The sequence below is a fragment of the Kitasatospora sp. NPDC023385 genome, from assembly GCF_055664045.1.
The window spans coordinates 65,174-78,942 of the sequence record NZ_JBVOOL010000022.1; the positions used below are offsets into that span (position 1 = coordinate 65,174).

Consider the following 13,769-nt stretch of genomic DNA (forward strand, 5'->3'; position numbering starts at 1 on the left):
TGCTCCAGCCCATCTTCTACAGAGGTGTAGAGGACGGGGGTGCCACCAGGACCGAAGGCGTCCCGGCATCCACGGCGGTGCGAACGCGCCGCCCCAGCGGCAACGATCGAGGGAAGTGCGCATGGCCGGCCAGCGGGCGAGAACGCCGTACCAGGACGCGGGACCGCGCTCCGAGGACCGCCCCCTCCCCGCCCAGCGCACCCGCACGGCCGGCGGCCAGGCGGCCGGAGCTCCGGCCGCGGACCCCGGGGCGACGCGACCGACCCGGCTTCAGCGGGCGGGGACGGTGCGCCGCCGGCAACAGGCGCGCCGGCGCGGCGGGCTGGTGGCGGGGCTCTCGGCGGTCGGCCTGCCTGTCCTCGGCGGCGTCGCCGACGAGCTCGGCGGGCCCGGCGTCGGCACCCTGTTCGCGGTGGGCTCGGTCCTCGGGACGGCGGTCGCGGCGGTGCTGTGCAGTCGGCCGGGCCGCTGGTGGGTGGTGACGGCCGCGCCGGTCGTGGTGCTGCTCGTCGCGTCCGGCGTCGAGTACGCGGCGCACCCCGACAGGTACCAGGGCAGGAACCTCGGCACGGGCGCGCTGCGCTGGGTGGTCGGGGCGTTCCCGGTGATGGCGGCCGCGGTGGGGGTGGCGCTGGTGGTGGTCGTCGGCCGGGCGGTGGCCGACCGGCGGCGGGCCGTGCCGGAGGGTCGGCGGCGCGACAGTGCGGACGCCCCGAGCGGAAGGAGCCGCCGTGGCTGAGCCCAACCGGAGGCGCAGCGGCGTCCGCAACGGCGTCCGCGACGGTGTTCGCGACGGCGTGCGCAACCGCGTTCGCGACAGCGGCCGTGCCGCAGGCCTGCGTGGCCGCGGCCGGCCGCGGGGCACCGCGTCGCTGACCGTCGCCGGGCGCACCCTGGCCTGCGCCGTCTCGGTCGCGGTGCTCGGTGCCAGCGGCTTCACCTGGTACGAGTACCGCAGCCTGGACGACGGCATGATCAAGTCCACCGCGCTGAGCGAGGCCAAGAAGAACGCGCCGCCGCACCTCGACAAGTCCGTCAACCTGCTGCTGATCGGCCTCGACAGCCGCAAGGACATGGACGGCAACGACCTGCCGAAGCAGTTCGTCGAGGAGGAACTGCACGCCGGCTCCAGCGAGATCGGCGGCTACAACACCAACGCCCTGATCGTGCTGCACATCCCGGCCAACGGCGGCAAGGTCACCGCACTGTCCGTCCCGCGCGACGACTACGTGCAGACCGTCGGCGCCGACGGCAGGATGCACAAGATCAAGGAGGCGTACGGCATCGCCAAGGGAGCCGCCGAGCAGAAGCTCGCCGGAAAGGGGCTCTCCAAGGCCGAGTTGGAGCGGCAGAGCCGGGAGGCCGGCCGCTCGGCCACCATCCAGACCGTGCAGAGCTTCCTGGACGTGCCGATCGACCACTTCGCGGAGGTCAACCTGATCGGCTTCTACGACATCGCCAAGGCGGTCGAGCCGATCCAGGTCTGCCTCAACCACCCGGTGGACGATCCGATCATCGCCCGGACCGCCACCCACGAGGGCGGCGGCACCGGCCTCAAGCTCCCGGCCGGGATCAGCTCCCTGACCGCCGCCCAGGCCCTCTCCTTCGTCCGCCAGCGCCACCACCTCACCAACGGCGACCTTGACCGCACCCACCGGCAGCAGGCGTTCATCTCCTCCGTCGAGTACCGGCTCAAGCAGCAGGGGATCCTGAACGACTTCGGGCAGATGCAGAAGCTGTTCGCGGTGGTGAAGAAGGACGTGGTGATCGACAACGAGTGGAACGTCCTCGACTTCGCCCAGCAGGCGCCCAACCTGACGGGCGGGAACGTGGAGTTCAACACCCTGCCGATCACCGGGTTCAAGACGGTCGGCGGGCAGGAGGTCAACACCGTCAACCCGGACCTGATCAAGAAGATCGTCCGGCAGCTGTTCAACCACGAGGCGGCACCGGCCGCACCGGCCGCACCGGCCGCGACCCCCGGCGACACCTCCGTCGATCCGGCCGCCGTTGCCGCCGCCGCCTCCGCGACCGCCTCGGCCTCAGGCAATGCGGCCGCCTCGGCCTCGGCCTCGGCCTCGCCGAGCGGGCCGGCGAAGGCGGTGGTCGACGTCAACGCGGCGGCCGGCGCGGGCGCGGCCGCCAACGAGTCCAAGGCCCTCGCCGAACTCGGCTACCAGGCGGGCAGGATCGGCGACGCGCCCGCCAGGACGCGGGTCACCACCGTGGCCTACGGCACCGGTGCCCGGGCGGATGCCCAGCAGCTCGCCACCCGCTACGGCGTCACCGCCACGGCCGCCACCGCCGTCCCCGCGGGCCACATCCTCCTCACCCTCGCCGTGACCCGCACTCCGACCCCCACCGCCGCTACGCCCTCGGCCGCCGCCGCGTCGGGCGACCCGTCCGCCGACCCGGTGGCGGGCCTGCCGATGCAGGGGCCCGCGGTGAAGGCGGGCGGGATCCCCTGCGTGGACTGAGCCGCACGGCTCGTGGGGGAGGCAGCGCGTCCCGAGGGGAGCGCCCGGTCGCGGCCTGGGCAAGGGCGGCCGGCTCGCTTCCTCCGCGCTGCCTCCTCCATCCGGCCTCCCGTGCGGGGCTTCCGGCACTCAGGGGCGCGGGGCCTTGATGCCGTGGACGGCGGCGTACTCCGCGGCGAGCCAGGGGCCCAGGTCGTCGATGAGCATGGCGAGGGCGGCGCGATCCGCCGTAGCGGTTCGGGCGGTGGCGGCGGCGAGGCGCATCTGGCCGGCGCGCTCGGGGTAGTAGGCGGCGAAGGCCTCGGCGGAGGCGGTGAGGTCGCTGGTCCAGCCGCCCCAGCGGGGCATGACCAGGGTGAAGCCGGTGCGGACGAGGCGGCGGGTCACCGTGCGGGTGAGCGCGCGGAGTTCGGCGTCCGTGGTGGCGGTGGCCGCGCGTTCCCGCCAGACCGGGAGGGCCAGGGCCAGATCACCGTTGGTCTCCCGGGCGAGCAGCGAGGTGGGGCGGTAGCGGGGGAGCCGCTCGGCGAGGTCCGGGCCGAGCAGCGGGGTGCAGAGGCAGGCGATGAACCAGCCCAGGTCGTGGCGTTCGAGCTCGCTCAGCAGGGCGCCCGTGCTGAAGAGGAGCACGCTGGCCCCGTCGATCTGCGCGAACTCGGCGTCGAGCGCGGCTTCGAGGGCGTCGGCGTCGGCCCGGTCCGCCGCCGTGGGCCGGTGGTGCAGGGCGAGCAGCAGGTCGAGGTCGGAGACGCCGGGGACGGCGGTGCCGCGCGGGACGCTGCCGTAGACGTAGGCGCTGTGCAGCCGGGTGGGGCCGAAGGCCTGGCCGATCCGCTCACGGGCGGCGTCTACCACGGGCGCGAACGGCGCCGGCACGCCGTCCAGAGAGCCCTCCCGTGCGATGAACCCGTCGTCGTCCAACCCCTGAGTGGTGGTCATGACGGCACTCTGCCCTGCCGTCGGCTTGCTGACCAGCGAATTTCCGTCCCTGCGGTGGAGTGTCAGTGGCGTGTGCAAGCATCCATCGCACACGAACACGAAGGTGGCGGGAGGGGATCGGCACGGGCACTTGGGACATCGGGCGCGGCGGACGGGCGCACGGGCGGGCGGGCGCACGGGCGGGTGCTCGGCCTGGGCGACACCCGCGTGCTGCTGCCCTGGCACGCAGCGCTGCCACCGGCCCGGGTTCGGGCAGTGGCAGCGCTGCGCGGGTGGGCGCCGGGTCAGCTCGTCGTGGCGCTTCCCGTGGTCGGGCAGGGCGGCAGCGTCGACGGCGCGGTGGTCGCGCAGGTCGCGGTCGGCCTGGCCGGGGTGGTGGTGCCCGCCGCCGACGTACTGGTGACGGCCGGCTTGCCGGCGCTCGTGGTGGTGGTGCCCGTCGTGGTGCCGGAGCTCGTGGCCGCGCTGCTCGGCGGCTGACCGGACGTCGAGGCTCCCGTGGAGGCGGACGAGGTGCCCGTCGACGCGGTCGTCCCGGACGGTGTCCCCGAGGAGGCGGAGGAGGTAGCCGAGGAGGACGACGGCCCACCCGAGGAGGTGGTCGAGCCCGAGGTCGTCGAGCCCGAGGTGGTCGAGCCGGACGTCGTGGCGCCCGACGTGGTCGAGCCAGAGGTGGTGGAGCCGGACGTCGTGGAGCCGGACGTCGTGGCGCCGGACGTCGTCGCTGAGGTGGATCCCGAGGGCGGGTTCGAAGCCGTTCCCGACGGCGTGGACGGCTTCCACGGCGCCGGCGGCGGGATGCCGGGCACCAGCGGGCCCCGCGGCGGCTCGACGTGCTTGTCCACGATCTCCATCCGGCCGGTCATCCGGGAGAACCAGCCGCCGGTCTGGACGTCCACCAGGATGATCTCGGTCACCGGCTGCGGCGCCGGCACCACCACGACCAGCGTGGTCGGCTGGAAGCCCGCCCAGGCCTTCCCGGTGTACTTGGCGTTGCTCACCAGCACCGGCGGCTTCAGCGGGTTCCCGCAGGCGCAGCGGACCCGGGGCACGCCCTGGGCGTCGACCAGTACGGCGGTGCCCGCCTGCAGGGCGGACTGGTACTCGACCACCACGCCGCTCTTGTAGCTGTGGTTGGTCACCCGGGCGTCCGTCCGCAGGTACGCCGGGGTCAGCGAGCGCAGGTAGCCGGGGACGTCGGCCTGCGCGATACCGGCCGCGGAGGACCAGGCGCGTCCGGTGTCACCGGTCGAGACCATGCCGATCAGGCGCTGGGTGTCGCAGCTCGACTTGCCCATCGTTCCGGCATAGAGCCCGGCGGAGCTGCCCTCGACGCTGTGCAGGGCGGCCGATGTGCTACCGCCCTTGGGGGTTGCGCCGCCCGGGTGGGAGGCTGCGCCGCCCGGCTGAGCCGGCGCGGAGGTGGGTGCGGGTGCGCTCACCCCCTGGGTCTCCACCGACGGGGTGAACGGGTCCGGTCCGGGGTCCGCCGGGGCCTGCAGGGCGACCTCGTTCGCGGCCGGCACGGCCTCGTTGTGGCCGCCCTGGTTGGTGACGATCAGCACGGTCGCCAGCACGGCCGCCGCCACCGTGCCCGCCGCCACTGCCAGCCCCTTTCCGGAGCGCCACCACGGCCGGCGCGGCCTGCCGCCGGCCATCCCGGAAGAACCGGAGCCGCCAGGACCGCCGGGACCGCCGGGGCCGCCGGACGACGGCCCGGACGGCCCGGAGTCCCAGGGCGGGCCCGAGGGCGGCGGGGGAACGGACGGCGGCCCGCTCGTGCCGCCGCCGGACGGCGAGCCGGCCAGCGGACCGGACGGGGGACCGGAGGGAGGACCGTACGGCGGCTCGCTGGGCGGGCCGGACGGAGGCGGTTGGGGGGTCATCGAGGCTCCGTTTCGGAGGCGGCCGGCGCTCGCGGCGGGCGCGGGAAGCTCCTGCCGCTGGGTTCCATTTCTCCCCCCGCGCCCCGCGCGTCGCAACAGCAGGTGCCCGCGCCGTCGCCGAGCGTGCCCGCCGACCGTCGGCCACTCTGGAAGCCGACCGGCCGAAGAAGGGCCGGACCGCCGACCAAGCCGAGCCCGACCGGGCGACCGGTGCGAGACCCGTTGCGAAACCCGTGTGAGACCCGTGCGAGGCCCGGCGCGCGACCGGGAGCGCGACCCCACTGCGCGACCCCGTTGCGCCACCCGGCGGCGGACCGGACCGCGCACCCATCGAACGACCAGGAGGCGGCATGCAGCAGCCCACGACCCCGGTCGCCGGCCCGCCCGGCGCCGTCCGCGGCTGGTTGGACGCGCTCGCCGTCGTGCTGGCCGGGCTGGCCGCGATGGCGGCGGTGGCTGCGCTCGGCCTCTGGCTGGCCGGCGCCGACGACCTCCCGGACGGCGGCTTCCTCGCCGTGCTGGCGGGGACGCTCGCGCTCGCCGTCGGCGGAGCGGTCCGACTCGACGGCGGCGCGGGCGGCTTCGCCGCCCTGGACGCCGGAATCAGTGCGATGCCGCTGACCGTCTCCCTGGCCGGCGCGGTCGCGATGGCCGAGGTGTTCCTGCGTCAGCTGCGCTTCCGCGCGGTGGCGGGCGGCGGCGAACTGCTCGGCCGGATCGCCCGGACGGTCGTGGTCTGGCTGCTCGCCCTCGTCCTGCTCGCCTTCGGCGCCCGGCACAGTTTCGTCGTCCCGCTCGGCGGCGACCTCGTCCAGGCGCTCGGCGGCGTGCTCGGGCTCACCCCGGAGGTCGGCTTCCACGCGGACGTGCCGAGCACGGTCGGCATCGGCCTCGCCTGGCTCCTGCTGGTGCTCGCGGCCACCTTCGCGGTGTCCCGGCGCGCACCCCTGCCGCGGGGCCTCGTGCCCTACCAACTCGCCGTCCGCCCGGCCGCGTTCGCGCTGTGGCTGGTGCTGCTGGCGTACCTGGCGATCGGCGCGGTGGCGGGGGTGCTGACCGCGATCGTGCACGGCAACGCCCGGCAGACCCTGGCCGTGGTGCTGCTCGCGCTACCGGACCTGGTGTGGCTGGCCTTCGGTGTCGGGCTCGGCGCGCAGTGGCACGGACGGCTGGCGGGCGGGCTCGGCCTGCCCGTTCCCAAGCCCCTCGCCGACGTGCTGCGCGCACCGGAGGGCCAGCAGGCGACGGTCGACCTCGGCACCCTGGCCGACCAGGACGCGCGCAGCTGGTGGCTGCTGCCGTTGGCCGCCGTCCTGCTGCTCGCGGCCGCCTTCCTCGCCGCCCGCCGCTCGCCGCGCACCGTCCGGCTCTGGCAGCACGCCGTGCGGTTCGCGCTGGCCACCGCCGTCACCGTCCTGCTGGTGGGGCTATGGACCCGGATGGACGCCGACTACGGGCTCTCGGTGCTCGGTGTCGGCCTCGGCCAGGGCGGCCTCGGCGACCTGCTCGGCGCCGTCCTCGGCGGCGCGAACCCGCTGGCCGGATTCGGCAGCGGCAGCCTCACGCTGCGGCCGTCGCTGTGGACGGCCGTCCCGCTCGCGGCGGGCTGGGGCCTGCTCACCGGCGCGCTCGGCGCGCTGCTCGCCACCCGGGTGCGGCACCGCGGGGAGGTGTCCGGGAACGAGGATGGACGGTAGCCCCGCCGGCGCATGGCACGGAACCGGACAGTCCGTCAAAAAGCTTCTGCGACAAGGATGACTGCCGCGGGGACGGCCTGGCCGAGCGCGCCGCGCCACAGCCTGGGCTCCGAGGCGAAGAGGGTGACCCCGCCCGCGACCATGAACGCGGCGATGTAGAGGATGATCGACCGGCCCGATCCGCTGTGCCCGGTGTGCAGCAGCACCAGGCCCGCGACCAGGCCGAGGGCCAGGAACAGGTTGTAGAAGCCCACGTTGAAGCGCCACAGCCGGACTTCCGGAGCGTCCGCCGTGTTGCCGGTGAGCAGGTAGCGCACCCGGGGGTGCCCGTAGAGGAAGCTCTCCAGCGGCCACACGACGAGGTGGATCGCGGCGGCGACCATGGCGAAGACCTGGCTCACGGCGTCCATGGCGGGCGGCTCCCTCCTGGCGCGGACGGCGGATACCGACCGGAGAGCCGATGCGGCCCGGACGGCGGGTACGGCCCGGACGGCGGGTACAGCCCGGACGGCGGGTACGGCCCGGACGGCGGGTGGACGACCGGTGCGGCCCAGGCGGGCGGCTCCGGCACCGCCCTGGGCCTGCCCGCCTCGAACACCGGGACGACCTGGGTGGGCGGCCCGTCCCCGCTCCGCCGGCCCGGCGCCGGGCCGGCGGCGGCCGGGGCGGTCGCCGCCCGCAGCTCGGCGACGAACTGCAGGCAGCTCGCGTACCGCTCCTCGGGTGACTTGGCGAGCGCCCGGGCGATCACGCCCCCCACGGCGGCCGGCAGGTCGGGCCGGCTCTCGTGCAGCGTCGGCGGCGCGTCGTTGAGGTGGGCCCAGAGCAGCGCGAGGTCGCTCTCGCGGCGGAACGGCGGGGCGCCCGCGAGCATCTCGAACACCACGCAGCCGAGGCTGTACTGGTCGCAGCGCCCGTCCAGGGGCCTGCCGGAGATCTGTTCGGGCGCCGCGTAGTCGAGCGTCCCGACGATCTGGCCGATGTTGGTCAGCCCGCTGAGCGACAGCGACTTCTTGGTCAGCCCGAAGTCCGCCAGGTACAGGTGCTCGGGGTGCTCACTGTCCGTCCCGGCGGCGACCAGCACGTTGCCCGGCTTGACGTCCCGGTGCACCAGGTCGTGGTCGTGCGCGGCGTCCAGGGCGGAGGCGATCTGGAGGGCCAGCCGGGCGGTCCGCTCGATCGGGAAGGGGCCGCCCCGGTTCATCAGGGCGCGCAGGTCGCCGCCCTCGACGAAGCGCATCGCGATGAACAGGATGCCGTCGTGCTCGCCCGCTTCGAACACCGGGATGATGTGCGGATGGTCGATCGCGGCGGCCGCCTCGGACTCGTGCATGAAGCGCTGCCGGAACACCTCGTTGCGGGCCAGCTCGGGGGCCAGCAGCTTGACCGCGACCGTCCGGCCGAGCCGCAGGTCCTTGGCCCGGTAGACCACGGCCATCCCGCCGCGCCCGACCTCGCTCTCCAGCCGGTAGCCCGCCACCTTCCGTCCGACCAGGCCGGCGGGCAGGCTCGGGGCGGACGGCTGCTCGGCGGCGGTCACGGCTCGCCGGCCCGGGTGGGGGCGTACGGGCTGTGCACCGGCGGCGACGGGGCCCCGGCCGCCGTCGTCGGCGCCGTGTCGGGCTTCGCCGCGGGCTTCGGCCTGGGCCTTGCCGCAGGCCTGGGCGAGGGCGTCGGCGACGGCGAGGGTGACGGCGTCGGCGAGGGCGTCGGCGTCGGCGTTGGCGAGGGTGACGGCGGAGGCCGGTCGGTGGCCGTGTACGTCTGGAGCTGCAGCCCGTCGCCGTAGCACCAGCGGTCGTGCACCGGGTCGAACACCCAGAGCGCCTCGCCGTCCACCACCAGGCCGACCCGCAGGCCCCGGGAGCGCTCCCAGAAGGCCTCCAGGTCGAGGGTGCCCGCCGCCAGGTCCTCCAGCAGGGCGCGGTAGCGGGCCAGCGCGTTCTCGGCCTCGGCGAGCGCCGGCCGGGGGTCGGCGGTCCGGGCGGGAGGGCCGCCGGCGGCGGGCGGAGGCTGCGGGAGGACGACCAACAGCCGGCCGTCCACCCAGGTGGTCCAGCCGTTGGCGCACAGCACCTGCGCCCAGTCGCCCTGGCGTCCGAGCAACTGCAGCGGGAGCAGCGCGTCGAGCCCGGCCGAGGGGCGTACCGGATCCGGGGCCGCCCAGGAGGCCAGGCCGCCCGGCGGGGCGACGTGGGTGGGGCGGAACGCGAACTCGTCCATGGGCGGCTACATTTCCTCCGCCGCGCGATCCCCGGCGCGCGCGGCACGACTCGCACCGCAGGTCGTCTCCCACTCTACCGGCGGCGGCCCGGCCCGACCCGGCGTCGCTGCGGGCGACTGACCGTGAGGGCTTGGGGCGCCTGACCGTGAGGCTGCGGACGCGTGACCGTGAAGGCTTGGGGTGCCTGATCGCAGGCCCCGGGGCCGCCGTGCTCGCAGGCCTACTTGCGCATGATCGCGGGCTCGTGCCTGCGCAGCAGGGCGAGCACCAGCAGGCCGTACGCGGCGGACAGCGCCGGCAGCATGACGATGCTGAACTCCCACCCGGTCCGCTCGTGGCGGAACATCGGGTCCGCGGTGATGTCGTTCGGGAACAGCGTGTGCAGTTCCACCGTGCGGGCCATCGCCGACATGCCCCAGCGGGACGGCACCAGCCAGGCGAACTGCTCCAGCCCCGGGACGCCGTAGAGCTTGAGCATCAGGCCGCTGAAGACGATCTGGACGACGGAGAGGAGCACCAGCAGCGGCATGGTGGCCTCCTCCTTGTCGACGAGCGCGGAGACCACCAGGCCGAGCATCATCGCCGAGAACGCGAGCAGGGCGACGGCGACGATCAGTTCGGGGAGTTGGGGCATCACGACGCCGGTCGGAACCGCGGCGGAGAGGTCGACGCCCGCCAGGCCGACCACCGTGAGCACACTGGCCTGACCCACCGTGACGACGCCGAGGACCACCACCTTGGAGACCAGGTACGCCGATCTGGACAGCCCGACCACACGCTCCCGCCGGTACACCGCGCGTTCCTTGACCAGTTCGCGCACCGAGTTGGCGGCGCCGGTCAGCAGCCCGCCGATGCAGAGCGTGAGCAAGCAGTTGACGGCGTTGACCGGGGTGAGGCGGGAGCCGGCCATCGCGCGGCACATCAGGCCGATGACGAACGGCAGCACCACCATGATGGTGAGGAACAGCCGGTCGGCGGCCAGCACCGCCGCGTACCGGCGCACCAGGGTGCTCAGCTGCGGGAGCCAGCCCTGCGGCTTCTCCCGGCCGATCGCCGGCCGCCGTTCCGCCGACCGCGCCGGCGTGGGGGCGGGCACCGAGGGGACGGCCTCGGCCGTCACGTACCGCCGGTACTGCGGTGAGGCGCGGAAGCGGTTCTGCCAGTCGTCGTGGTGGCCGTTCTCGGACCGGCCGGTGGTGCCGGTAGTCCCGTCAGCCCCAGGAGCCCCAGGACCCCCAGGAGTCCCGGGGAGCCCGGAGGTCTCGGAGGCTTCGAAGGCTTCGAAGGCCTCCGGCCACTCCTGGTAGCCGAAGTAGTCCAACGCCTCGTCGGGCGGCCCGTAGTACGCCGTCCGCCCGCCCGGGGCGAGTACCAGCAGCCGGTCGCAGACGTTCAGGCTGAGCACGCTGTGCGTCACCACGACCACCGTGCGGCCGTCGTCGGCCAGCCCGCGCAGCATGTGCATCACCGAGCGTTCCATGCCCGGGTCCAGGCCGGAGGTCGGTTCGTCGAGGAAGAGCAGGGACGGCTTGGTGAGCAGTTCCAGGGCGACGCTGACCCGCTTGCGCTGGCCGCCGGAGAGACTGGCGATCACCTGGTCGGCCCGCTTGTCCAGGCCCAGCTCGTGGATCACCTCCCGGACCCGGGCCTCCCGCTCGTGCCGGGCGGTGTCGCCGGGGAAACGCAGCTCGGCGGCGTAGGACAGGGCGCGGCGGACGGTGAGCTGGGTGTGCAGGATGTCGTCCTGCGGCACCAGACCGATCCGGCGGCGCAGTTCGGCGTAGTCGCGGTAGAGGTCGCGACCGTCGTACAGCACCGTGCCCTCGTCGGCGGGGCGCAGCCCGGTGAGCGCGTTGAGCAGGGTGGACTTGCCCGCGCCGCTCGGGCCGGCCACCGCGAGCAGCGACTTCTCGGCGAGCGGGAAGCCGACGTCGTCCAGCAGGACCCGGTGGTCGGCGCCGACCCGCACCACCAGGTGCTGCACGTCCAGGGAGATCTCGCCGGTGTCGGTGTACTCGACCAGGTGGCCGTCGGCGAGGCAGAGCGCGGAGTGGCCGATGCCGACGATGTCGGCCGGGCCGACCGGGGCCCGCTCGACCGGGCGGCCGTTGAGGTACGTGCCGTTGTGGCTGGTCAGGTCGACGATCTCGTGGCCGCCGTCGGGCAGTTCGCGCAGTTCGGCGTGGTGCCGGGAGACCAGCAGGTCGTCCAGGACGAGGTCGTTGTCGTGGGAGCGGCCGATCCGCACGGTGCGGCCGGGCAGTTGCAGGACGGCGCTCGGGCTGCGGAAGGTGCCGGAGTTCTGCGGAGCGACCAGTGACGTGCGCGCGTCCGGCCCGGCAGCGGGGCCGGGGGCGGGCAGGCCCGCGAAGGTCGCGGACGGGCCGTCGGCCGGATCGCCGAAGCGCAGCCGGGTGCCGGGGCCGACGTCCTCACGGCTCACCCGGTGGCCCTGGTCGTACGTGCCGTTGGTGCTGCCGACGTCCTCCAGCAGCCAGTGACCGTCGGTGGCGCGCAGGATCGCGTGGTGCCAGGACACCCGGGGGTCGTCCAGCACGATCTCACTGGTCGGGTCTCGGCCGAGGTGGTAGGCCCGAGCCGGGTCGATCAGCTGGGAGTCGGTGTCGGTGACCAGGACGAGGGGTGGCGCGGTGAGCGCGCCGGAGCGCTCTCCCATGCTGGGAATTCTATCGCCGACGGGCGTGAAGGGCCTTTCCGGGCCGCGTGATTGGACTGGACCACTGGCGGGCGCGGCACTATCGTTCGGCGTGTCCGTTCACGGACCGTCGCCGAGCGCCGCCGAACAGCTCCTGAGCGCGGCGCGGTGGGTCGTCGGGCGTGTCATCGAGTGCTTCGGAACGGAACCCATGGGCATCTGGCCCCAGTTGCGCCGGTCGCGGACACAGCTACTACGCGGACGACTACACCCCGCCGGTCGCGCCGCCCGCCTGCCCGGGCCGGTACGAGGGCTGCCGGACGGCGTCCTGGTGCGGCGCCGTCCGGCAGCGCGAGGCGGGGCGGTGGGTCAGCGCACGGTCACGGTGAACACCGGGGAGGCGGTGTTCCCGCTGACGATGCGCAGCTCGTTCGGGCCCTTGAGGCCGAGCTTCACACCGAGCGAGTACGAGCCGTTGCGGGCCGTCGGCATGGAGGCCGGCAGGGTGACCCACGTGCCGTGCTGCTTCTGCTGCAGGGTCACCGTGCTTCCCGCCGGGAGCCCGGTGGTCGTGCCGGTGACGCGGAACAACTGCCACGCCTGGACGGCGGAGACCGACGGCTTGGCGGTGAGGGCGGCCTGGGCAGCACCCTGCTGCGCGGCGGTCGCGGCGGTCGCGGCGGTCGCGGCGGTCGCGGCGGTCGCGGCGGTGGCGGTGGTGGCGGTGGTGGTGGTCGTGGGCTGGGTGGTCGGGGCGGCGGCCATGGCGGCGCCCGCCAGTCCGAGCGAGAGCACGCTGAGGGTGGTCACGGCGGCCAGGCGCAGGGAGTTCCGCTGGGAGACGATCACGGGTGCACCCCTTTCAAGGGGAGGTGGTTGTCCGTCCCGAAGGCACGGTCGGTGCTTTTCGGGCCCTGTCATCCGTAAGGACGCCATGCTCCGTGCACGGGTTGACAGCGGATCGTCACCGTCGTGTAACAGTCGGTGTCGCTTCACTCTCCACATGTGCGAGATCGCTTGCTCAGCAAGGGTTCTGACACCGAGTCGACCAGTGCTGTCGGCGATGGCTGGTCTAGGAGGCGTGGAACGACTGCTCGATGGCGGTCCACAGGCGGACGCGGGCCCGCAGTGCGGTGCGGACGGTCTCGGCGCAGGAGTCCCACTTGGCCTGGTCGTCGCCGCAGAGGTCGATCAGCATCTGCATCGCCATCGGGGTGTGCTGTTCGCCGTCGACCTCGATGTGCCGGGCGAGGTAGTCCTTGAAGACGGTGAGCACGCCGTCCGGGTCGTCGATCGCGATCACCTGGGCGAACATCTCCGGGATCAGGTCCTCGCGGCCGAAGGCGAAGGCGGCGGCCCGGCAGTGCACCGGGTCGTTCCCGATGACGGACCACGTGGTGCCGGTGAAGTCCACGGCGGCCTGCGGCACTTCGGCCTTCTCGAGGGCCTCCGGCACGGGGGTGCCGGTGCGCAGCAGGGCCAGGAACTCCTCCACCGGGCGGGGGTCGGCGCCGGCCTGGCGCATGCCCTCCAGGTACAGCTCGAAGTGGCTGGTGTAGCCCTCGCCGAGCTCGTCGCTCTCCTCGACGAGCACGATCTCGTTGATCAGCCGGCGGCTGGCCGTCGGGCCGCTGGGCACCCACGGGACCTCGACGCAGGTGAGGTCGCGCTGCAGGCTCTTCAGCAGCGACATGAAGTCCCAGACGGCGAAGACGTGGCTGTTGAGGAAGGTGCGGACGCGCTCGATGCTGGTGAGCCGGTGGTAGACGGGATGGCCGACCACCTCGCGGCGCAGCGGGTCGATGGCGCGCTGCAGGCTGGTCAGCCCAGGGTGGGAACGGTCCCAGTGGTAGCGGTTGGTGGACATGCGGGCTCCTTGTGGGTCCGAGC

The 13,769-nt window shown here is 74.2% G+C and carries 11 protein-coding genes; 3 read left to right on the forward strand and 8 right to left on the reverse strand.

The window, feature by feature from the left end; all coding sequences use genetic code 11:
- Window positions 1–121: 121 nt before the first annotated feature.
- Window positions 122–739 carry a DUF6542 domain-containing protein gene (locus AC0B61_RS28345; RefSeq protein WP_471743933.1) on the forward strand — a complete coding sequence of 206 codons (618 nt, stop codon included), beginning with the start codon at window positions 122–124 and terminating at the stop codon, window positions 737–739.
- Entirely contained in the window at window positions 732–2,477 is a 1,746-nt protein-coding gene (locus AC0B61_RS28350) for an LCP family protein (RefSeq protein ID WP_471743935.1), read from the forward strand. Before AC0B61_RS28345 ends, AC0B61_RS28350 begins: the two co-directional genes overlap by 8 nt.
- A gap of 129 nt (window positions 2,478–2,606) precedes the next feature.
- Here AC0B61_RS28350 and AC0B61_RS28355 read toward each other — a convergent pair whose 3' ends face one another.
- Entirely contained in the window at window positions 2,607–3,416 is an 810-nt protein-coding gene (locus AC0B61_RS28355) for a nucleotidyltransferase (RefSeq protein WP_471743937.1), read from the reverse strand.
- Window positions 3,417–3,700: 284 nt separating this feature from the next.
- Window positions 3,701–5,020 (reverse strand): DUF6777 domain-containing protein, encoded by a 1,320-nt coding sequence (locus tag AC0B61_RS28360; RefSeq protein ID WP_471743939.1) that lies wholly within the window; start codon window positions 5,018–5,020, stop codon window positions 3,701–3,703.
- Window positions 5,021–5,652: 632 nt separating this feature from the next.
- Here AC0B61_RS28360 and AC0B61_RS28365 point away from each other — a divergent pair.
- On the forward strand, window positions 5,653–6,999 hold the full coding sequence (locus AC0B61_RS28365; RefSeq protein ID WP_471743941.1) for a streptophobe family protein: 1,347 nt from the start codon (window positions 5,653–5,655) through the stop codon (window positions 6,997–6,999).
- 35 nt (window positions 7,000–7,034) lie between these two features.
- Here the strand turns inward: AC0B61_RS28365 and AC0B61_RS28370 are convergent, their stop codons facing one another.
- The 6 genes from AC0B61_RS28370 to AC0B61_RS28395 form a co-directional block, all read right to left on the reverse strand.
- The gene (locus AC0B61_RS28370) at window positions 7,035–7,409 is read right to left on the reverse strand and encodes a DUF1304 domain-containing protein (protein WP_471743943.1); all 375 of its coding nucleotides are present in this window, start codon (window positions 7,407–7,409) and stop codon (window positions 7,035–7,037) included.
- Window positions 7,397–8,539, reverse strand: a complete 1,143-nt coding sequence (locus tag AC0B61_RS28375) for a serine/threonine-protein kinase (protein WP_471743945.1) — start codon at window positions 8,537–8,539, stop codon at window positions 7,397–7,399. Before AC0B61_RS28375 ends, AC0B61_RS28370 begins: the two co-directional genes overlap by 13 nt.
- Entirely contained in the window at window positions 8,536–9,222 is a 687-nt protein-coding gene (locus tag AC0B61_RS28380) for a hypothetical protein (RefSeq protein ID WP_471743947.1), read from the reverse strand. The genes AC0B61_RS28375 and AC0B61_RS28380 overlap by 4 nt, the downstream gene beginning before the upstream one ends.
- A gap of 221 nt (window positions 9,223–9,443) precedes the next feature.
- On the reverse strand, window positions 9,444–11,900 hold the full coding sequence (locus AC0B61_RS28385; RefSeq protein ID WP_471743949.1) for an FHA domain-containing protein: 2,457 nt from the start codon (window positions 11,898–11,900) through the stop codon (window positions 9,444–9,446).
- Window positions 11,901–12,248: 348 nt separating this feature from the next.
- Window positions 12,249–12,728, reverse strand: coding sequence for a hypothetical protein (locus tag AC0B61_RS28390; RefSeq protein WP_471743951.1), 480 nt, complete (start codon window positions 12,726–12,728; stop codon window positions 12,249–12,251).
- A 223-nt stretch (window positions 12,729–12,951) separates the two neighbouring features.
- On the reverse strand, window positions 12,952–13,746 hold the full coding sequence (locus tag AC0B61_RS28395; protein WP_471743953.1) for a DUF3050 domain-containing protein: 795 nt from the start codon (window positions 13,744–13,746) through the stop codon (window positions 12,952–12,954).
- Window positions 13,747–13,769: the final 23 nt, after the last annotated feature.